At 67.3% G+C, this 17,515-nt stretch carries 22 protein-coding genes; 6 read left to right on the top strand and 16 right to left on the bottom strand.

Annotated elements, in window-relative coordinates:
• Positions 1 to 272: IS3 family transposase (locus tag HFL01S_RS21455; protein ID WP_157539003.1), on the top strand; the 272-nt coding region annotated here is incomplete at its 5' end.
• Positions 273 to 302: 30 nt separating this feature from the next.
• On the opposite strand, the gene HFL01S_RS21450 is transcribed toward HFL01S_RS21455, so the two are convergent.
• The 3 genes from HFL01S_RS21450 to HFL01S_RS21440 form a co-directional block, all read right to left on the bottom strand.
• Positions 303 to 878, bottom strand: a complete 576-nt coding sequence (locus tag HFL01S_RS21450) for a GNAT family N-acetyltransferase (protein ID WP_066262531.1) — start codon at positions 876 to 878, stop codon at positions 303 to 305.
• Between the two features lie 44 nt (positions 879 to 922).
• Positions 923 to 1,258: a DUF4288 domain-containing protein gene (locus HFL01S_RS21445; RefSeq protein WP_066262527.1), complete on the bottom strand. Its 336-nt coding sequence runs from the start codon at positions 1,256 to 1,258 to the stop codon at positions 923 to 925.
• A gap of 161 nt (positions 1,259 to 1,419) precedes the next feature.
• A complete protein-coding gene (locus tag HFL01S_RS21440; RefSeq protein WP_066262526.1) occupies positions 1,420 to 2,292 on the bottom strand; it encodes a LysR family transcriptional regulator in 873 nt (290 codons plus the stop codon).
• Positions 2,293 to 2,363: 71 nt separating this feature from the next.
• Here HFL01S_RS21440 and HFL01S_RS21435 point away from each other — a divergent pair, with 71 nt between their 5' ends.
• The 4 genes from HFL01S_RS21435 to HFL01S_RS21420 all read left to right on the top strand — a co-directional run bounded on the left by HFL01S_RS21435 (position 2,364) and on the right by HFL01S_RS21420 (position 4,449).
• Entirely contained in the window at positions 2,364 to 3,059 is a 696-nt protein-coding gene (locus tag HFL01S_RS21435) for a class I SAM-dependent methyltransferase (protein WP_084383552.1), read from the top strand.
• Between the two features lie 114 nt (positions 3,060 to 3,173).
• On the top strand, positions 3,174 to 3,728 hold the full coding sequence (locus tag HFL01S_RS21430) for a hypothetical protein (RefSeq protein WP_066262524.1): 555 nt from the start codon (positions 3,174 to 3,176) through the stop codon (positions 3,726 to 3,728).
• A gap of 26 nt (positions 3,729 to 3,754) precedes the next feature.
• The gene (locus HFL01S_RS21425; RefSeq protein WP_066262520.1) at positions 3,755 to 4,135 is read left to right on the top strand and encodes a hypothetical protein; all 381 of its coding nucleotides are present in this window, start codon (positions 3,755 to 3,757) and stop codon (positions 4,133 to 4,135) included.
• Positions 4,136 to 4,155: 20 nt separating this feature from the next.
• Positions 4,156 to 4,449: a hypothetical protein gene (locus HFL01S_RS21420; RefSeq protein WP_066262518.1), complete on the top strand. Its 294-nt coding sequence runs from the start codon at positions 4,156 to 4,158 to the stop codon at positions 4,447 to 4,449.
• A 10-nt stretch (positions 4,450 to 4,459) separates the two neighbouring features.
• Here the strand turns inward: HFL01S_RS21420 and HFL01S_RS21415 are convergent, their stop codons facing one another.
• The 9 genes from HFL01S_RS21415 to HFL01S_RS21375 form a co-directional block, all read right to left on the bottom strand.
• Complete coding sequence (locus HFL01S_RS21415; RefSeq protein ID WP_066262516.1) at positions 4,460 to 5,320, bottom strand: DMT family transporter; 861 nt, start codon at positions 5,318 to 5,320, stop codon at positions 4,460 to 4,462.
• Positions 5,321 to 5,334: 14 nt separating this feature from the next.
• On the bottom strand, positions 5,335 to 6,168 hold the full coding sequence (locus tag HFL01S_RS21410) for a shikimate dehydrogenase family protein (RefSeq protein ID WP_066262514.1): 834 nt from the start codon (positions 6,166 to 6,168) through the stop codon (positions 5,335 to 5,337).
• Between the two features lie 153 nt (positions 6,169 to 6,321).
• Positions 6,322 to 6,798, bottom strand: coding sequence for a type II 3-dehydroquinate dehydratase (gene aroQ / locus HFL01S_RS21405; protein WP_066262512.1), 477 nt, complete (start codon positions 6,796 to 6,798; stop codon positions 6,322 to 6,324).
• A gap of 35 nt (positions 6,799 to 6,833) precedes the next feature.
• Positions 6,834 to 7,307 (bottom strand): DUF3237 domain-containing protein, encoded by a 474-nt coding sequence (locus HFL01S_RS21400; protein ID WP_066262510.1) that lies wholly within the window; start codon positions 7,305 to 7,307, stop codon positions 6,834 to 6,836.
• A gap of 11 nt (positions 7,308 to 7,318) precedes the next feature.
• Positions 7,319 to 8,254 carry an alpha/beta hydrolase gene (locus HFL01S_RS21395; protein WP_066262503.1) on the bottom strand — a complete coding sequence of 312 codons (936 nt, stop codon included), beginning with the start codon at positions 8,252 to 8,254 and terminating at the stop codon, positions 7,319 to 7,321.
• Positions 8,255 to 8,274: 20 nt separating this feature from the next.
• Positions 8,275 to 9,576 (bottom strand): TRAP transporter large permease, encoded by a 1,302-nt coding sequence (locus tag HFL01S_RS21390; protein ID WP_066262499.1) that lies wholly within the window; start codon positions 9,574 to 9,576, stop codon positions 8,275 to 8,277.
• Entirely contained in the window at positions 9,573 to 10,109 is a 537-nt protein-coding gene (locus HFL01S_RS21385; protein WP_066262497.1) for a TRAP transporter small permease, read from the bottom strand. The genes HFL01S_RS21390 and HFL01S_RS21385 overlap by 4 nt, the downstream gene beginning before the upstream one ends.
• 23 nt (positions 10,110 to 10,132) lie before the next feature.
• Entirely contained in the window at positions 10,133 to 11,125 is a 993-nt protein-coding gene (gene dctP, locus HFL01S_RS21380; protein ID WP_066262495.1) for a TRAP transporter substrate-binding protein DctP, read from the bottom strand.
• Between the two features lie 174 nt (positions 11,126 to 11,299).
• Positions 11,300 to 11,893 carry a TetR/AcrR family transcriptional regulator gene (locus HFL01S_RS21375; protein ID WP_369407755.1) on the bottom strand — a complete coding sequence of 198 codons (594 nt, stop codon included), beginning with the start codon at positions 11,891 to 11,893 and terminating at the stop codon, positions 11,300 to 11,302.
• A gap of 204 nt (positions 11,894 to 12,097) precedes the next feature.
• Between HFL01S_RS21375 and HFL01S_RS21370 the strand changes: the two genes are divergently transcribed.
• The gene (locus HFL01S_RS21370; protein ID WP_169802364.1) at positions 12,098 to 13,123 is read left to right on the top strand and encodes a DnaJ domain-containing protein; all 1,026 of its coding nucleotides are present in this window, start codon (positions 12,098 to 12,100) and stop codon (positions 13,121 to 13,123) included.
• 22 nt (positions 13,124 to 13,145) lie between these two features.
• Here the strand turns inward: HFL01S_RS21370 and HFL01S_RS21365 are convergent, their stop codons facing one another.
• From HFL01S_RS21365 to HFL01S_RS21350, 4 genes are all read right to left on the bottom strand, one after another.
• Positions 13,146 to 14,726 carry an acyl CoA:acetate/3-ketoacid CoA transferase gene (locus HFL01S_RS21365; protein WP_066262538.1) on the bottom strand — a complete coding sequence of 527 codons (1,581 nt, stop codon included), beginning with the start codon at positions 14,724 to 14,726 and terminating at the stop codon, positions 13,146 to 13,148.
• A 5-nt stretch (positions 14,727 to 14,731) separates the two neighbouring features.
• A complete protein-coding gene (locus tag HFL01S_RS21360; RefSeq protein ID WP_066262490.1) occupies positions 14,732 to 15,895 on the bottom strand; it encodes an acyl-CoA dehydrogenase family protein in 1,164 nt (387 codons plus the stop codon).
• Between the two features lie 41 nt (positions 15,896 to 15,936).
• Positions 15,937 to 16,746 (bottom strand): sugar phosphate isomerase/epimerase family protein, encoded by an 810-nt coding sequence (locus tag HFL01S_RS21355; RefSeq protein WP_066262488.1) that lies wholly within the window; start codon positions 16,744 to 16,746, stop codon positions 15,937 to 15,939.
• Positions 16,747 to 16,871: 125 nt separating this feature from the next.
• Complete coding sequence (locus HFL01S_RS21350; RefSeq protein WP_066262486.1) at positions 16,872 to 17,498, bottom strand: NIPSNAP family protein; 627 nt, start codon at positions 17,496 to 17,498, stop codon at positions 16,872 to 16,874.
• Positions 17,499 to 17,515: the final 17 nt, after the last annotated feature.

Below are 17,515 nucleotides of genomic sequence, written 5' to 3'. Positions count from 1 at the left end.
AGTACACCAGCGAGCACTTCCAGAAGCTGCTGGATGAACAGGGCATCACTTGCAGCATGAGCCGGGCCGGTGAGGTCTGGGACAACTCGGCCATGGAGAGCTTCTTCAGCTCGCTCAAGACCGAGCGCACGGCCAGGAAGGTGTACCGAACGCGCGGGCAGGCCCGTTCAGACGTGTTCGACTACATCGAGTGCTTCTACAACCCGACGCGACGGCATTCGACGCTCGGCTATCTCAGTCCCGTACAGTTCGAGAAAGCTCAAGAAGCTTAGGTCGGTGTCAACGGAACCGGCAGCAGCCCACTACTTGCACCACTCACCCTGAGTCCCATCGTGAAGCATTGGCTTGCAGAGCACACAGTTCTCGTAGCCCACGCCATTGATGACATATTCCGTAGTCCCGATGTCCCGGAAGCCCTGCGACTGGTAGAACGCCAGAGCACCGTGGTTGCCGGCCCAGGCGGTGAGCCAGATGGCATCCAGGCCCCGCGCACGCGCCGACGCTTCGGCCTTGGCGATCAGGGCGCGCCCCAGGCCACGACGCAAGAACGGGCGCTGCACGTACAGCCGGAACACCTCGGCGCCGCGCACGCCCGGAACCGGGCAGCTGGTTGCAAAGGCGATGTCCACGAAACCCACCGTGTACCCGCCGGCTTCGACCGTCCACAGCTCGACAGCGGCATCCCGCAGCCGCCGTTCAAACACCTCGGCGGAGTAGACCGTGGCCACCTCCCGGGCGAGTGCATCGTTGATCCCGTGGGTGGCGTAGGTGTCGAGGAAGACTTGCGTTGCGAGTGTGCTGAGGGGCAGGGCGTCAGCGGGGGTCGAGCGGCGGTACTTGAAGACTTCGTGACGTGGACTAGGACTGGTGCCGACCATTGGCGACAACCTTTCAGGTGCAGAGGCCAGTGTCGAATGACCAGCTAGACCGCATGCTCATCATGGCTTCGCGGGTAGTAGCGGCGTATGAATGCATCGACAGAGAGATTTGTCTTTGAGAGTCGTGAGTAAACCTCGACGCCTGAGTTGGGCTCTTCCTCTACACGATATGCATCCCACCAGCCCATCGACTCAATACTGAAATTTGCCTTCGGGTCGTCTGCGCAGTACACCTGTGCCTCAGACTCTGCCATGGCAAGTGCCTCATCGAAGCTCGAGGCCAAAAACAAAAGCACACGTTCTTCCACGCTATCCGTAGAACCATCGGACTTGAAGTACCAACGGAACAGCCCCTTCACGGCGTACCACTCTCGTTCCATGTTGGCTAACTCCGCGTATCCCACAGATCCGGCTGAGTTGGCTTGCCTGTGCGGGGTGTTTGGGCCATGCGAATCTCAAAAAAAATAAGGGCGAGTGTTGTTGTGATTCCATGAAACTGCATCCGCCATTGTCCGATGCGAGACGGGATTCATTCTTTTCTTCACCCCAACCCCTCCGCCAACGCCTCAAACACCACCCGAATCCGCCTCGAGGTCCGCAACTCCCGGTGCGTCACCAGCCAGACCGGGAACCGGATGGGCGGCAGGTCGTCGAGCACGCGGACCATGCCGGGTGTGTCGCGGGCAATCTCTTCCATCATCGCGCCGATGCCCAGGCCCTGTTGCACCAGCGCCCAGTGCGCCACGGTGTGGTCGGCGTAGCAGCTGAAGTTGGCTTCGCTCAGGTTCAGGCCGTGCATGCGCAGGTAGCCCAGGTACTGGCCCTGGCGGTCGGAGCCGACGAAGGGCAGGTGGGCGGCGTCTTCGGCGCTGCGCGGGTGGCCGTGGGTCTTCACCCACGCTTCTGACGCATAGAAGTGGGCCGTGGCCTCGCGGATGAAGCGGGCAATCAGCTCGGGCTGTTCGGGCTTGACGTGGCGCACGGCGATGTCGGCCTCGCGGCGCAGCAGGTCGCTCAGCGCGTTGGACGGAATCACCTCGACGGCGATGCCCGGTTCCTGCTCGCGCAGTTTCTTCACCAGCGGCGGCAGCAGCATGGCGGCGACCGCGTCGCTGGCCGAGACCGAGACCACACCGCCCACGGCCTGCGAGCGGCCGGTGGCGGCCAGGCCCAGCGCGTCGGCGGCGGCGCCCATGGCGCGCGCGTGCTCCAGCAGGTCCATGCCGGTGGGGGTGAGCACCATGCTTTTGCCCACCCGCTCGAACAGGGTCACGCCCATGCGCTGTTCGATCGCGGCCACCTGGCGGCTGAGCGTGGGCTGGGTCAGGCCCAGCTTGCGCGCGGCGGCCGAGAGCGAGCCGGTTTCGGCGGTTTCAAGGAAGGCCTTGAGCTGGTTCCAGTCGAGGTTGTTCATGCGTTTATGTATATGTCCGCTGCAATTTACCGCAGTTCCTATCGGGCTTGTGCATGGATAGGATGCCGGTCATGCCGCTGTCCACCACCCCCTCCATCGACACCCAACGCCCGCCGCAGAGCGGCGACGTCGTGTCCCGCAAGGCCCGCTTCTGGGACCGCATCGCGCGCAAGTACGCAGCCGACCCGATTGCCGACATGCCGGGTTATGAGGCCACGCTGCGGCGCGTGCAGGGCTTGCTGACGGCCGAGATGAACGTGCTGGAGATCGGCTGCGGCACCGGCAGCACCGCGCTGCGGCTGGCACCGTTCACGCGGCGGCTGCTGGCCACCGACGTGTCGGCCGGCATGATCGCCATCGCCCGCGAGAAGCTGGCGGCCGAGCCCATTCCGCAGCTGGCGTTTGCGGTGGCCGACGCCGACGCGCCCGCGATCGGCCCGGGCGACTACGACGCGGTGCTGGCCTTCAACCTGCTGCACCTGGTGAGCGACCTGGACGGCGCGCTGGCCTCGGCGGTGCAGGCGCTGCGGCCGGGCGGCTTGCTGATTTCCAAGACCGCCTGTGTGGCCGAGATGAACCCGCTGATCCGCTGGCTGGCGATTCCGGTGATGCAGGCCATCGGCAAGGCGCCCCACGTGCTCCTGTTCGATGCAGACACGCTGCAGGCCGCCATGGTGCGCCAGGGCCTGGTGATCGAGGCGGTGGAGCGCCACGGCACCAAGGGCAAGGACATCCGCGTGTTCATCGTCGCCCGCAAGCCGGGCTGAGTTTTTCCCTCTTCCTTTTTCACCGACCTGGCACCGACCCAGGCGGGGCGTCGTTCGCCCTGCCGGCGGGCGTTCGTCCGCGTTTTTTCATCCCGTCCGACACAGGAGCTTTCCATGCCACGCCTTTCCACGCTGCCCGGCCTCGCACGCCGCCCCGCCGCCGCCTTGGCGGTGTTGACCGCACTGGCCCTGAGTGCCTGCGGTGGCGGTGGGGGCGACGACACGCCCGACGGCGGCTCGGGCGGGGAAACGCCGTCGGCGTCCATCAACGCGCTGGCCGGCGACTGGGTGCAGAAGGGCTGCGTGAGGGCCGGCGGCCAGTCCTACAGGAAGATGCTGCGCGCCCGCGTCACCGGCGCCAACACGCTGGACTACTACGAAGGCGTGTTCACCTTCGGCGGCAACGACTGCGCCGGTGGCGGGCGCCTGACGGGCCCGTCCAAGCTGGGCACGCTGAGCTTCGACCCCTCCGAGGCGGGCGGTGGCCTGGCCGCGCACTGGGGCCTGTACCGCACCGTCATCGGCATGCGCCACGGCGCCATCTGGGCGCTGCGTTCGCCGCCGCTGCTCTGCCTGCTGGGCGACGAGATCCCGAGCATCCAGCCCACGCTGTCGGCGGTGTCGGCCAGCCTGGCTACCGTGCCCGCCGACAACTGTTTTGTCCGATGAACCCCTCGAACCCACTGGAGCCTTTCATGCACCTTCGATCCATCGCCTCCGCCGCCGCTGTGCTGGCCCTGCTGGGCGGCTGCGCCGCCACCATCGACCAGAGCGGCCTGGAGCAGCGCACGGCGCAGGCCATCGGCCGCACCGTCGGCCAGTTCACCATCAGCGACCGATCGGAAGAGACCGGCGGCCGCATCAACTACAGTGTGCAGACCCGCGACGGCGCGGCCTACCGCTGCTACCTCTACGGCGTCACCGGTTTCCAGAAGGCGATGAGCTTCGGGCAGATGCCGAACTCCGACGCCATCTGCACCGCCATGGTGGGCAGCAAAGGCGCTGCGCCGGCCGCGGCGCCCAAGGCCGCCGGGCCCGAGTGCAACGCCCTGTTGCGCGCGGCCGGGCGCTGCTGAGCCGGCCGAAGGAACGAACGATGGACATCCAGAGATTCACTGCACTGGCCCTGCTCGCGCTGGCCAGCGCCTCCGCCGTGTCGGCAGAGCCCGACGCCGGCGAGCGCAAGTTCATCCGCCAGGGCATGGGCGAAGGCGAGGTGGTGCTGAAGATCGGTCCGCCCGACCACGAGGCCGTGCACCGCGCCGTGCGGGGCCAGCCCGAGGAAAAGTCCTGGACCTACTTTCCTCATCCGCGGGACCCACAGACGCTGACCGTCATCCGCTTCCACGCGGGCCGGGTGGCCGAGGTGGAACGCAAGATTTCGCGCTGAGGCGGCGCTCTCAGCGCGCCCGCACGCCCAGCACGCCACACACCGCGATCAGCGCGATGCCCAGCACCGTCCACACGTCGGGCGCGTAGCCGAACACCACCCAGCCGGCCAGTGTGGCGAAGGCGATCTGGGTGTACATGTAGGGCGTGATGCGCGAGGCCGGCGCCTTCTGGTAGCCCTTGATCATGAAATAGTGGCCCAGCGAGCCGAACACGCCGATCAGGCCCACCAGCAGCCAGAGCATCGGGTCCTGCATCGGCGCCCAGCTCCAGGGCAGGGCCACAGTGCCGAACACCAGGCCGGTCAGTCCGGTGTAGAAGTGCATGGTGCCGGGGTCTTCGGTCTTGACCATCTTGCTGGTGACGATCTGGTAGAGCGCGTTGATGACCACCAGCAGCAGTGGCAGGAACATGCCGATGTTCAGGTCGCTGCCCTTGGGCCGCACCACGATGAGCGCGCCCGTCAGGCCGCCGGCCACCAGCAGCCAGGTGAGCACGCTGACGTGTTCGCGCAGCAGCACCGCGGCCAGCAGGGTGATGACCAGCGGCACCAGCATGAGGATGGCGGTGAATTCGCCTACCGGCACATGCTGCAGGCTGATGTAGGCGACGGTGCCCGAGGTGACCATGAGCGCGCCGCGAATCAGCTGCCACCAGGGGGCGCGGGTGACGAGCAGCGAGCGGCCCTGGCTGGGCCAGAGCATGGCGGCGGTCATGCCGGCCTGCACCAGGAAGCGCAGCCAGACGGCCATCATCACCGGCACCACGCCGCCCACGTACTGGCTGGTGGTGTCGAGCAGGGCGAAACAGGCCGTGGCGAGGACGGCCAGGGCAATGCCGCGGCCGGGGTGGGGGTAGTGGGGGTCGGGCAAGGAGGGGCTGCGGATCAGTAGCTCAGTCGGGCCACAGAGCGCAGTTCTTCGGCGGTCGTGGTGGCGAAGCCGAAGTATTCCAGATAGGCGGGGATCATTTCGAACAGCATGTCGGAACCCACTTGCACCTTGCTGCCTCTGGCCGCGGCGGCGGTGAGGAAGGCGGTCATTTCGGTGCGCATCACCACCTCGCCGACGAAGGTGGCCGGGTCCAGGCGCGAGACGTCCAGCGGCAGCGGATCGCCTTCGTTCATGCCCATGGGTGTGGCGTTGACCACGAGGTCGAAGCCGGCCGGGTCGTTGCTGCCCGTCTTCACGTCGATGGCGGGGTAGTTGTCGCGGATGCGCTGGCCCAGGGCCTCGGCCGAGGCGGTGCTCACGTCGTACAGGCTGATGTGGGCGATGCCCGCGCCGGCCAGCGAGGCGGCAATGGCGCAGCCCACGCCGCCGCTGCCCACCACCAGCACGCGGGCTCCGGCCAGCTTCAGGCCTTTGCGCAGCACGCCGCGCACGAAACCGGCGCCGTCGAACTGGTCGCCCACCAGGCGGCCGTCGGGCAGGCGCTTGACGGCGTTGCAGGCGCCGGCCACGCGCACGGTGGGCGTGACCTCGTCCAGCAGGCCGACGGTGACCACCTTGTGCGGCATGGTGATGAGCGCGCCGCGGATGTTGGTGAGCGTGAAGACGCTCTTGAGGAAGGCCGGGTAGTCCTCGGGCTTGCAGCCGAAGGGCACGACCACCGCGTTGATCCCGTGCTTCTCGAAGAAGGGGTTGTAGATCATCGGCGACTTGAACGTGTGCGTCGGGTAGCCGATGTGGGCGATGAGTTCGGTGTTGCCGTTGATCATGGTGGGCGGGACTGTAGGAGCGCGGGGCGCAGAACGGGCGGTCTGCCGGGCTTGGTATGTCTGTTCAGCGATCTCTGGTGTTCGTTAATCGCGCAGTTTGCGGGAAAACCCGCAGGCGTCCGGGACGCCGCGGACCAGTGGGTCAGGGCCTCTTCAGGGCTTCTTCGTGGCGGCCGAATTCACGAACTTGCGCACCAGGCCGTCCATGGCCACCAGGTAGCCGTCCACCCCGAAGCCGACCACGATGCCGGCGGCGGCGGGCGAGACCCAGGAGTGGTGGCGGAATTCCTCGCGCGCATGCACGTTGGAGATGTGGCACTCGATCACCGGCATCGGGTCGACGCCCTTGATGGCGTCGTGCAGGGCGATCGAGGTGTGGGTGAGTGCGCCGGGGTTGATGACCACGCCCAGCACCTCGCCGGCCTTGTAGAGCCGGCCGTATTCGTGGATCTTGTCCAGCAGCGCGCCTTCCCAGCTGCTCTGGAAGCACTCGACCTCATAACCGATCGCCTCGCCATGGGCCTTGCAGAAGGCCTCCACATCGGCCAGCGTCGTGTAGCCGTACTGGGCGGGCTCACGCGTGCCCAGCAGGTTGAGGTTGGGTCCGTTGAGGATGAGGATTTTTTTCATGGCGTAGGGGTGTGCGTGGTGGAGGAACTCCGGGATTATTCAACCTCGAACACCTGCAGGCAGACGCCGTCCGGCTCGCGCGCGACGGTCGCGACGAACAGGCGGCGGTTGAGCCAGCCGTGCGGCCCCTCGGGCGCCTCGAAGCTGGGGGCGCCGCGGAAGTAGACCTCGGACGGGTCCACTGGCTGGCCGGCACGCATGCGCGCCAGCACCTCGGGGCTGCTCACGCGCAGGCCGCGGCTTTGCACGTAGATCAGCGTGCCGTCCTGTGCCTCGACGGTGTAGCGCGCGTCGATGAAGGAAGCGCCGTCGGCCCTGACCAGCGCCCAGTCGGAGCCGCCGGGCAGGATGCGGCCCTGCAGCGCCGGGCCGCTGACCTCGCCGCCGGTGATGGGGATGTGCTGGCGGACGCCCAGCGGGCCGGTGCCACCGGCGCCGATGGCACCGATCTGCGCACGAATCGTGAACGCGTGGCGCAGGCCGGGTGCGGTGGGCGTGGCGGTGTCCATGGCCGTGTTGTTCAGGTGAGCGCGGTCCGCAACCAGGCGGCCATGCGTTCGAAGCGCTCGCGCGCCGGGGCGCAGTAGGCCTTGGCCCGCAGGTAGCCGTGGATCAGGCCTTCGCCGCGGTCGAGTTCCACCGGCACGCCGGCCGCCTGCAGCGCTTCGGCGTAGGCCACCCCTTCGTCGCGCAGCGGGTCGTGTTCGGCCACCGCGATGAAGGCCGGCGGCAGGCCGCCGTGGCTGGCCGCGCGCAGCGGAGAGATGCGGGGCGTGAAGTGCAGACTGGTGTCGGGGCAGTACATGGCGTTGACCACGTGCATGGAGGCCACGACCACCAGGGGGCCGTTGGCGTTCTCGCGGTGCGAGGGGCGGTCCGTGCTGAGATCGGTGGCGGGATAGATCAGCAGTTGCGCGCGCGGCGCCTGTGGCGTGCCGCGCAGTTCCAGCGTGGCGGCGGCTGCGAGGTTGCCGCCCGCGCTGTCGCCGCCGATGGCAATGGCGTCGGCGCGCAGGCCCAGTGCGGCGGCGTGGTCGTGCGCCCAGCGCGCCACGGCCAGGGTCTCATTGAGCGCGCGCGGGAAGGGCTGCTCGGGCGCCAGCGCGTAGTCCACGCTCAGCACCACCTGCTGGTTGAGCCCGGCGATGCCGGCGGTGATGTCCCAGTGGGTTTCGGGGCTGCCTTGCATCCAGGCGCCGCCGTGCATGTAGATCAGTGCCGGCAGCGGCGCGGCCACGCCCTGCGGGCGGAACTCGCGCACACGCACCGTCTCGCCGGTTTCGGGCACGGGCACATGGTGCTCGCGCGTGCCGATGCCCGGCGGGTGCGGCTCGCGCATGGCGGCGGCCACACCTTCGAAGTGGCCGCGGCGCGCGGCCGGACCAGAGCCGGGGGGCAGGGTGGCCCAGGCGGCGTCCCAGTCGGTGAGGAAGCGGTGGATGTCGGGGTGGATCATTCGGTTCTTTCAGGAAGGGCTCAGCCCTGGTAGCCGAACATGCGCGGCAGCCACAGCACGGCGTCGGGCACGTAAGTGATGAAGAAGAGCGCGCCGAGCATCACCGCCAGGAACGGCAGGGTTTCCATCACGATGGCCTTGATTGACTGCCCGGTGATGTTGGCCATGATGAACAGCAACAGGCCATAGGGCGGGGTGATCAGGCCGATCATCAGGTTGACCGTGACGACGAGGCCGAAGTGCACCATGTCGATGCCCAGCAGCTTGGCGGTGGGAATCAGGATGGGCACGATCACCAGCAGGATGGTGCCGCCTTCGAGCAGGGCGCCCAGGATCAGCAGGATCACGTTGACCATCAGCAGGAAGCCCATGGGGCTGAGGTCCATCGCGGTCAGGATCTGGCTCACGGTGACCGGGATGTTCTCGCGCGTGACCACGTAGTTGAAGACCAGTGCGCCCGAGATCAGGATGCCGATGGTGGCCATGGAGCGGCCGCTGGAGAGCAGCGCGCCGTAGGCGCCCTTGAGCGTGACCGAGCGGTAGAGCACGATGGAGATCACCAGGGCGTAGAGCGCGGCGACGGCGGCGGCCTCGGTGGGTGTCATCACGCCGCTGTAGATGCCGCCCAGCAACACCACCGGCATCAGCAGCGCGGGCAGGGCGCGGAAGGTGATGCCCGGTATCTGGCGCAGCGGCACCGCCTCTTCCACCGGGAAGTTGCGCACGCGCGCCAGGTAGGCGTTCATGGCCATCAGCACCACGCTGATCAGCAGGCCGGGCACGATGCCTGCCATGAACAGGAAGCCGATGGAGGCGTCCGAGATCAGGCCGTAGAGCACCAGCGGGATCGAGGGCGGAATGATTGGCCCGATCACCGCCGAGGCGGCGGTCACGGCCGCGGCGTAGGCCGGGGTGTAGCGGCCGCCGCGCGTCATCATGCTGATGACCATACGGCCCACGCCGGCGGCGTCGGCAATGGCCGAGCCGGACATGCCCGAGAAGATCAGCGACGAGAGGATGTTCACGTGGCCCAGGCCGCCGCGGAAGCGCCCGACGATGGCGTTGCAGAAGCCCAGCAACTTGTCGGTGAGCGAGCCCATGTTCATGATCTCGGCCGCGAGAATGAACAGCGGGATGGCCAGCAGGGTGTAGCTGTTGTTCAGCCCCTGCAGCAGCTGTTCGGCGGCAATGCCCATGTCCTGCCCGGTGATGAACAGGTACATGATGGAACTGGCCAGCATGGACAGGCCGATGGGCAGGCCCATCAGGCTCAGGGCGATGATCAGGTACACCGTCATCGCGAAGGGAGAGAACAGGTTCATGCGTTTTCCCCGGCCGCCAAGTCAGCGGGCTCGTCGTCGAACAGGCGGTTGCGAAAGGCCTCGATGCCCAGCCAGGCGTGGCGCACCACCATCGCCACCACGAAGGCGAGGTAGATCGAGAAGAAGAAGTCCATGCGGATACCCAGCGCGGCCGAGTCTTCGACCTTCATGAAGCTGATGTAGCTCCAGCTGGCGGGCAGCGAGAGCAGCAGGATCGCCACGATGGCGGCGCTGACCACCACCGTGAGCACCCGCCGCACGCCGCGCGACACGTGGCTGGCGAGCACGTCGAACCGGATGTCGTCGCGGTTGCTCATCACGAACGAACCGCCCCAGAGAATGCCCCAGAGCCACATCAGCACACAGACCTCGTCCGTCCAGGCCAGCGGTTTGTTGGACACGTAGCGAAAGCCGATCTGCAGGATGAAGGACACGAACATCGTGGCCATCATCAGCACCAGCACATGGTTGGCGCCCAGCTGCAGCCAGCGCAGCAGCCGGTGGGCCGGCCGCACGGTGGAGGGAGAGGTCATGGTGAGGGTCCGGGGCGTTCAGGTCACAGCTTGTTGATGCGGTCCAGCATGCCGGCCGGCCAGTCGGCGGCGAACTTGCTCTTGCCGTACTGCTCCAGCACGTGCTTGCGGAAGGCAACCAGGTCGGGCGTGTACACGTCCAGGCCCTGCTGCTTCATGAAGGCTTCCTGTTCCACGTCGTCCTTGAGCGCCTGGGCTGTGACGGCGGCCTCGAACTTGTCGGCCGCGTCCTGCACCGTCTTCTGCTGGGCCGGGCTCAGGCTGTTCCACTTGGACAGGCTGATGGCGAACAGGTTGTTGGCGACCAGGTGGCTGGTCTTGACGATCTGCGAGCTGACCTCGTAGAACTTCATGCTCTTGACGGCGCCCATGGGGTTGTCCTGGCCGTCGATGGCGCCGGTCTGCAGTGCGGTGTAGACCTCGGTGAAGGCCAGCGGCGTGGGGTTGGCGCCCATGGCGGTGCCGACGAACTGCCAGCCTTCGCCCGGCGGCATGCGCAGCTTGATGCCAGCGAGATCGGCCGGGGTGTTGATCTTCTTCTTGGGCTTGAGGCCCAGGTGGCGGGTGCCGATGTAGGGCACGGCCAGCACCTTCAGGCCCATCTGCTTCTCCATCATGGCGAAGAGTTCCTTGCCGACATCGCTGTCGAACACCTTCTTCATGTGGATGTGGTCGCGGAACACGTAGGGCGTGGTCACGATGCTCCAGGCCGGGATCTGCTTCTGCACGTCGAACGCGGCCAGGTTGGCCAGGTGCAGGTTGCCGCGCTGCATGGCCACCGGTTCGGTGCCCTGCTTGAACAGGGTCGCGCCGAAGTAGGGCTTGAAGTCGAAGTCGGCGCCGAGGGCCTTGCCGAACACGTCCTTGAGGATGACGGCGCGCGGGTCGGACTCGACCACCGTGTCGGAATAGATCAGCTCAACCTTGCCCTGGGCCAGGGCCCACTGGGGCAGGGCGGCGGCGCACAGGGCGGTGGTGGCGCCGAGCAGCACGCGGCGGGTGAAGCGGTTCGTCATGGTTTGTCTCCTGAAGGGATGGAAGGCTGAAATGAACGGCGCGGGCAAGGCGTTTCTGGCCGCCAGGAAATAATGTACGAACTGGTTAATTCAGTCAACGACGGCCGCGTAGGTGTTTACCCGGCAAGGGCATCACAAGACCAGACCGGCGGGCGGTCTCGCGGGGGCGGGGGCTCAGATGGCGAGCACGAAGCGCTCGACCATCTCGATCACGCTGCGGCGGCGCTGGTCTATCCACTCGGGGGCGCTGGCATCGAACTTGAAGATCAGTCCGAAGGTGTGGCGGTTGGACACGTTGAAGAACGTGAGCGCCGAAATGGACGCGTGGATGTCCAGCGCGTCGAGGCCGGGGCGGAACACGCCAGCGGCCACGCCGCGGTCGTACAGCGTGCGGATGGCGGAGATGGCGGGCACGTTGAGTGCCTGGATCGCCGGACTCTGCGCCAGGTACTGGCCGCGGTTGATGTTCTCGCCCATCACCAGCCGGATGTAGTGCTCGTTCAGGCGGTGGTGGTCGAAGGTATAGGCCACCAGCCGGCGCAGGGCGTCCAGCGGCGATAGGTCGTCCAGGTTCAGCTCCGCCTCGTGCGTCCGCATCTCTCGGTAGGACGCCTCCAGCACGGCGGTATACAGACCTTCCTTGCTACCGAAGTAGTAGTAGATCATGCGCTTGCTGGTCTGGGTGGTGGCGGCGATCTCGTCGATGCGCGCGCCGGCCAGGCCCTTCTCGGCGAACTCCACCTTGGCTACTTCCAGGATGTTGGCCATGGTGCGGTCGGGGTCGTTCGTGCGGGTGGGTTCCTTCGCCGCCGACGCCTTGGTGCGAACCACTTGCCGCCGAGAATGTACTGGTTCGTTCATTTGGGCAGTATAGGGTCCGCGACCGTGAATGGCACAGGGCCCGCAGCCCAAGGGTTTACCCGGTACGATCCAGCGCTGTTTTGCCAGCTGTCCCTCCGGACCCCCCCCGCCATGCCCACAGCCACCGCCCGCGCCAGTGCGTCGGCATCGACCGTTCAATGTCCTCCCGATCGCTGGAGCGGACGGCTCGACCCGGACGGATTCAAGCGGCCGGGTGGCCTGCTGGTTGCGGCCCTGATGCAGGCGGCGACGGAGCAGGACCTGTCGCAGGGCGAGCTGGCCACCGCGATGGGCTTGAGCTACTGGAGCCTGAGCCAGTTGCGCATCGGGTTCCGGCCTATCGAGGCGCTCGACGACGACCTGGCCCAGGCCTGCGCGGCCTTTCTGGACCTGCCGCCCCTGACCATCCAGATGCTGGCCGGTCTGGTGGAGCCGGCCGAGGCGCTGGCCACGATGCCCCTGACGGGCGAAGACCTCTGGCACGTTCGCCAGCTGCTGGACACCGAACCGGCCGATCTGGTGCTGCTGCCGCCGCCCAACCGCGCGCGGCCGCTGCAATCCCTGAGCGTGGACGAGCTGGCCATGCTGCACCAGGAGTACGGCTGCAACCCGTCGGTGTGCGAGGCGCTGGCGGCCGAGCTGGCCTGCCGCCCGCTGTCCAAGACCGAGCGCCTGCGCGCCGCACTGGGCTCCTCGCCCGAAGCCGCCGCCGAGCCATCGCCAGCGGCCGCGCTCCAGCCGCCCATCCTGCGCTGCGTGAGCTGCCACAAGCGCCTGCGCATCCCCGTACTGGACGCCCCCGGCGAGGTGCGCTGCCCGACTTGTCAGACCGAGTACGCGGTGCACTGGCAGGCGGCGGTGTGTCTGGTGCAGCGCATCGAGCCGCCCGAGGCCGACAGCGACACCGACGAAGGCGATGAGGCCGTGTCGGACGCTGCGGCCGAGGCCACGCCCTGGTCTGTGCTGGGCCTGGAGGAGAGCAGTCCCTGGGAGGCGGTGGAGCGCGCGCGGCGTACCCTGCTGCAGCAGTACCACCCCGACCGCCTCGGCCATGTGCCGCCGCTGGTGCAGCAGCTGGCCGAGCGCGAGTTCAAGCGCGTGAGCGAGGCCTACGAAACACTGCGTTCGCAGCGTTAGCGCGCAGCCTCGCGCAGGCGGTTCAGGCGGCGGTGAAGTGCGCGGCGTCCATCACCTTCAGGTCGGCCGCCACGCGCGGCGCAAAGTCCATCTGGTCCAGGATGTCGCGCTGCAGATCGATGCCCGGCGCGATCTCGAACAGCTCGATGCCCTGTGGCGTGAGGCGGAAGCTGCCGCGTTCGGTGAGGTACAGCACCTCCTGCCCGCGGACCAGGCCCTGCGGGCCGCTGAAGGTGATCTGGTCCACCTTCTTCACCAGCTTCTTCACCGCGCCCTGCTGCAGCACGCGCATCTGGCCGTCGCCGGTGGCGAGCTTCACGCCCTTGGCCGCCAGCGTGCCGCAGAACACCACCTTCTTCGCGTTCTGCGCGATGTCGATGAATCCGCCGGGGCCGACGGTGACGCCGCCCAGTCGCGAGACGTTGACGCTGCCTTCCTCGTCGAACTCGCCGAAGCCCAGGCAGGCCACGTCCAGCCCGCCGCCACCGTAGAAGTCGAACTGCGTCGCCGCGTCGAGCATGGCGGTGGCGTTGCGGGCGTAGCCGAACAGCACGCCGTCCATCAGCGTGCCGCCGTAGGTGCCGTGTTCGATGGTCTGGTAGATGCGGTGCTGCTCGTTGCGCGCGGCGATCAGTTTGGCCACCGCGTCGGGCACGCCCACGCCGTAGTTGATGACCGGGCGCGCCTTGCCGGTGTTGAACAGCTCAACATGAGCCCGGCGGGCCACGGCCTGGCGTTCGCTGAAGGCTTCCTGTGACGCGGCGACTTCGCGCGCGTGGTCCTCGGCCTCGCTGGCCGCGCGGGCTTCGCCGGTGAGTTCGCCGCTGAAGGCGGGGTCGAAGGGGATGTCGTAGCTGGTCTGCTGCGCCGGGTCGACCACGATGGCGTCCACCCAGGCGGAGGGGATGCGCACCTCGCGCGCCTTGAGCGCGCCTTTCGGCAAGCGTTCCTTGACCTGCACGATCACCGTGCCGCCGCTGTTGCGCGCCGCCAGGGCCAGCGACTGCGCGTCGAGGTTGGCGGCCTCGTGCTCGAAACTGATGTTGCCGTCCTCATCGGCCGCGCTGGCGCGCACGATGGCGACGTGGATGGGGAAGGGCTTGTAGCGCAGCCACTCGCGGCCGTCGATACGGATCACCTCGGCCAGATCTTCGTTCGCGGCGTCGTTCATGCGCCCGCCGCCAAAGCGCGGGTCACAGACCGTGCCCAGGCCCACGTGGCTGATGAGGCCGGGGCGGCCGGCGCCGATCTCGCGCATGAGCTGGCTGCTCACGCCGCCGGGCAGGATGTAGGCCTCAATCTTGTTGTCCAGCGCCAGCTGTTGCATGGCGGGCGACCAGACCCAGTGGCCACCGATGACCTTCTTCACCAGGCCTTCGTGCGCGAAGCAGTTCATGCCCTTGGTCTTCTTGTCGCCGATGCCCAGGGCGTGCATCACCGTGAGATTGCGCGGCTGCTGGGTGGCGAGGTAGCGCGCCTGCACCGCCTCGAACAGGTGCGTCGCTTCCATCAGGCCACCCCCGCCGCCCATCAGGCCCACGGTGTCGCCGTCCTTGATCAGCTTGGCCGCTTCGGCGGCGGTCATGAACTTGCTCTGGCTCATGGCGATCACCGGTTCACGTCGAACAGTTGCGCGCCCTTCTTGAGCGCGCTCTTGGCGATCACCCCGCGGTGGATCTCCGACGTGCCATCGAAGATGCGGTAGATGCGCGCGTCGCGGTAGTAGCGCTCGATCGGCAGTTCCTTGCAGAAGCCCATGCCGCCGAACACCTGCACCGCGCGGTCCACCACGCGGCCCAGCGTTTCCGCTGCGTGCACCTTCACCATGGCGATCTGCTCGCGCGCGTCCAGGCCCTGGTCCAGCATCCAGGCGGCCTGGTAGACCATCCAGCGCGCGGCGTTGATCTCGATCACGCTGTCGGCCAGCATCTGCTGGACCATCTGGAAGTCGCCGATGCGGGTGTTGAACTGTTTGCGGTCGTTCGCGTAGTTCAGCATCAGCTCGCACACGTGCGTGGCCTTGCCCACGGCGCGCGCGCCCACCTGCGCCAGGCGCACCACGTTGAGTGCGCCCATGGCCAGCTTGAAGCCCTGGCCCTGCTCACCCAGCAGGGCCGCGTCGTCCAGCACCACGTTGTCGAAGAACAGTTCGAGGTGCGGGGTGCCGCGGATGCCCATCATGGCCTGGTCCTTGCCGACGGTGAAACCGGGCAGGCCCTTGTCCACCATGAACATGCTGATCTCCTTCTCGCCGGTCCTGGCGGAGACCAGGAAGAAGTCGGACCAGATGCCGTCGCTGATGAAGTGCTTGCTGCCGTTGAGCACCCACTGGCCTTGCTCGTTGCGCTTGGCGTGGGTCTTGATGCCGGCCGCATCCGAACCCGCGCCCGATTCGGTGATGGTGATGGCGCAGGTGCGCTTTCCTTCCACGGCCGGCTTGAGCCAGCGCTCGACCTGCTCGCCCTTGCAGTGCAGCAGCGGTTCGTACACGTTGCCGAAGGCGCGGCGGATCAGGATGTCGGTGGTGTGGCCGAACTGTTCCTCGCAGAGGATGCGGTCCAGGTTGGACAGGCCACCACCGCCGAGCTCGGCCGGCATGTTCAGCGCGTAGAGGCCCAGTTCCTTGGCCTTCTGGTGGATGGCGAGCGCCTTGTCTTGCGGCAGCGCACCGGAGTTCTCCACCTCGTCTTCGAGGGGCTTGAGTTCTTCGGCGATGAAGCGACGCACGGTGTCGATCATCATTTTCTGTTCGTCGTTGAGGGCGAAGTCCATGGTCTTGTCTCGTGGGGTGATCGGAGGTTCAGCGGGTGAATTCAGCGGGGGGTTGTGAAGGGGCGGCTGGCGGCCAGGCAGGTGGCGGCCCATTGCGTGGGGTCGGCGGTCTTTTCGCGTTCGAGGTTCACCACCTCGACGCTGACCGGCAGGTCGGCGGGCAGGGCATCGAACAGTCCGCGCACATCGATGGTTCCGTCGCCGGGCAGCAGGCGTTCGCAGCGCGCGGTGTGGATCATTTCTTCGGTGCTGAAGTGCGTGCCGGCCACGGCGTCACAGATCTGCGCGTAGTGCAGCAGCTCGCGCGGGATGGCGCGGATGTCGTCCAGCGTGGTGGTCGAGCGGCCGAAGTGCAGCGCGTCGACCAGGATGCCGGCGTTGGCGGGCGTGCCGGCGTTCTGCACGACGCGCAGCGCACTTTTCGCGTCTTTCACTTCCGTCCAGGGCATGAACTCCAGGTCGGCGGTGAGGCCGTAGGGCGCCATCACCTCGCACAGGCGGGCGTAGTTCTGCGTCAACCGCGCTTCATCCGGGTCGTCGCCCGCGACCAGGATGGCCTTGGCTTTGAGCGCCGCGCAGGCGTCGTACAGCGCGTCCCATGTGTGCGGGTCGAAGGTCTCGCCGATGCGGATGATCTCCACGTCGAAGATGCCGACGCCGGTGTCGGCCATCGCCGCCTGCGTCTCTCGCAACACCTCGGGTTTGTCGATCAGGAACTGCTGCGGCGCACCCGGCGCGTTGGGCCAGAGGCGCAGGCCGACGAACTGGTAGCCGTTGGCGGCCGCCACACGGACCGCTTCCGGCGGCGTGCAGCGGTGGGAGCTGAGGTAGGCGAGAGAGTAGGTTCGCATGGATGTGGTCAACGAAACAATCTGAGAGTGAGGGGCTTGTGCACAGAACACCGCGGAACCGGCTTTGCCGGGCCGCAGGTGTTGCCCCCGGACGGGGGTGACGCGAAGCGGCGCGGGGGCGATCCTTATTTCAAGGGCGACACCGCGGTGGGCAGCGCAATGGTGGAAAACATGTCGGTCGTCAGGTGCGCAGGTCCGCCCTTGGGCGGCCAGATGCCCTGCGCCACGGCGTCGGCGCGGGCCTTGGAGCGCGCGTCCAGCGAGGGGTAGGCCCAGATGTTGGTGAAGCGCAGCGGGCCGTCGATCGCGACCATGGCGACCACGCAGGGCGAGAGCTGTTCGCGCGGCGGCACGTACTGTTCCCACAGGTCGATGGTGGGTTGCACACCGCCCGGCTTGATGCCGTAGGTGCGGATCTCGTAGACGGGGCCGGTGATGCCGCTTTCGGCGCTGGGACGCACCGGCTTCATCCATGGGAAGCCCCGGTAGCTGTGCTGCTCCAGCGTCTGGAAGACCTCGCCGCAGCCGAAGGGCGAGGCGCTGAGCTGGGTGCGCTCTCGCTCGGCCTGCAGGTCTGCGAGCGACGAAAAACCGCGCAGCACGATCATCTGGTTGAGTGGGCCGATGTCGGTGAACCAGCAGGCCAGCAGTTCGCCCTTCGCTTCCGGTGCGGTGCAGAAGGCCTGCACGTTCTGGGCAGCGGTGGCGGCGATGCCGAAGGGCAGGGTCATGGTGGCGAGTTCATAGAACATGGGTGTCCTTGTGGGTG

The organism is Hydrogenophaga flava NBRC 102514 (assembly GCF_001571145.1).
In the GTDB taxonomy this organism is placed as follows: Bacteria; Pseudomonadota; Gammaproteobacteria; order Burkholderiales; family Burkholderiaceae_C; genus Hydrogenophaga; species Hydrogenophaga flava.
Note: the sequence above shows the minus strand (reverse complement) of the source record. Positions and strands in the feature narration are given on the sequence as shown.

Bases quoted from the DNA above. Each gene is read 5' to 3' on its own strand.
- HFL01S_RS21385 (WP_066262497.1), bottom strand. From the start codon at position 10,109: ATGACCTCTCCCTCCACCGTGCGGCCGGCCCACCGGCTGCTGCGCTGG.
- HFL01S_RS21390 (WP_066262499.1), bottom strand. From the start codon at position 9,576: ATGAACCTGTTCTCTCCCTTCGCGATGACGGTGTACCTGATCATCGCC.
- HFL01S_RS21370 (WP_169802364.1), top strand. From the start codon at position 12,098: ATGCCCACAGCCACCGCCCGCGCCAGTGCGTCGGCATCGACCGTTCAA.
- HFL01S_RS21350 (WP_066262486.1), bottom strand. From the start codon at position 17,498: ATGTTCTATGAACTCGCCACCATGACCCTGCCCTTCGGCATCGCCGCC.
- HFL01S_RS21375 (WP_369407755.1), bottom strand. From the start codon at position 11,893: ATGGCCAACATCCTGGAAGTAGCCAAGGTGGAGTTCGCCGAGAAGGGC.
- aroQ (WP_066262512.1), bottom strand. From the start codon at position 6,798: ATGAAAAAAATCCTCATCCTCAACGGACCCAACCTCAACCTGCTGGGC.
- HFL01S_RS21365 (WP_066262538.1), bottom strand. From the start codon at position 14,726: ATGAGCCAGAGCAAGTTCATGACCGCCGCCGAAGCGGCCAAGCTGATC.
- HFL01S_RS21425 (WP_066262520.1), top strand. From the start codon at position 3,755: ATGCACCTTCGATCCATCGCCTCCGCCGCCGCTGTGCTGGCCCTGCTG.
- HFL01S_RS21445 (WP_066262527.1), bottom strand. From the start codon at position 1,258: ATGGAACGAGAGTGGTACGCCGTGAAGGGGCTGTTCCGTTGGTACTTC.
- dctP (WP_066262495.1), bottom strand. From the start codon at position 11,125: ATGACGAACCGCTTCACCCGCCGCGTGCTGCTCGGCGCCACCACCGCC.
- HFL01S_RS21395 (WP_066262503.1), bottom strand. From the start codon at position 8,254: ATGATCCACCCCGACATCCACCGCTTCCTCACCGACTGGGACGCCGCC.
- HFL01S_RS21450 (WP_066262531.1), bottom strand. From the start codon at position 878: ATGGTCGGCACCAGTCCTAGTCCACGTCACGAAGTCTTCAAGTACCGC.
- HFL01S_RS21355 (WP_066262488.1), bottom strand. From the start codon at position 16,746: ATGCGAACCTACTCTCTCGCCTACCTCAGCTCCCACCGCTGCACGCCG.
- HFL01S_RS21360 (WP_066262490.1), bottom strand. From the start codon at position 15,895: ATGGACTTCGCCCTCAACGACGAACAGAAAATGATGATCGACACCGTG.
- HFL01S_RS21420 (WP_066262518.1), top strand. From the start codon at position 4,156: ATGGACATCCAGAGATTCACTGCACTGGCCCTGCTCGCGCTGGCCAGC.
- HFL01S_RS21440 (WP_066262526.1), bottom strand. From the start codon at position 2,292: ATGAACAACCTCGACTGGAACCAGCTCAAGGCCTTCCTTGAAACCGCC.
- HFL01S_RS21435 (WP_084383552.1), top strand. From the start codon at position 2,364: ATGCCGCTGTCCACCACCCCCTCCATCGACACCCAACGCCCGCCGCAG.
- HFL01S_RS21400 (WP_066262510.1), bottom strand. From the start codon at position 7,307: ATGGACACCGCCACGCCCACCGCACCCGGCCTGCGCCACGCGTTCACG.
- HFL01S_RS21430 (WP_066262524.1), top strand. From the start codon at position 3,174: ATGCCACGCCTTTCCACGCTGCCCGGCCTCGCACGCCGCCCCGCCGCC.
- HFL01S_RS21410 (WP_066262514.1), bottom strand. From the start codon at position 6,168: ATGATCAACGGCAACACCGAACTCATCGCCCACATCGGCTACCCGACG.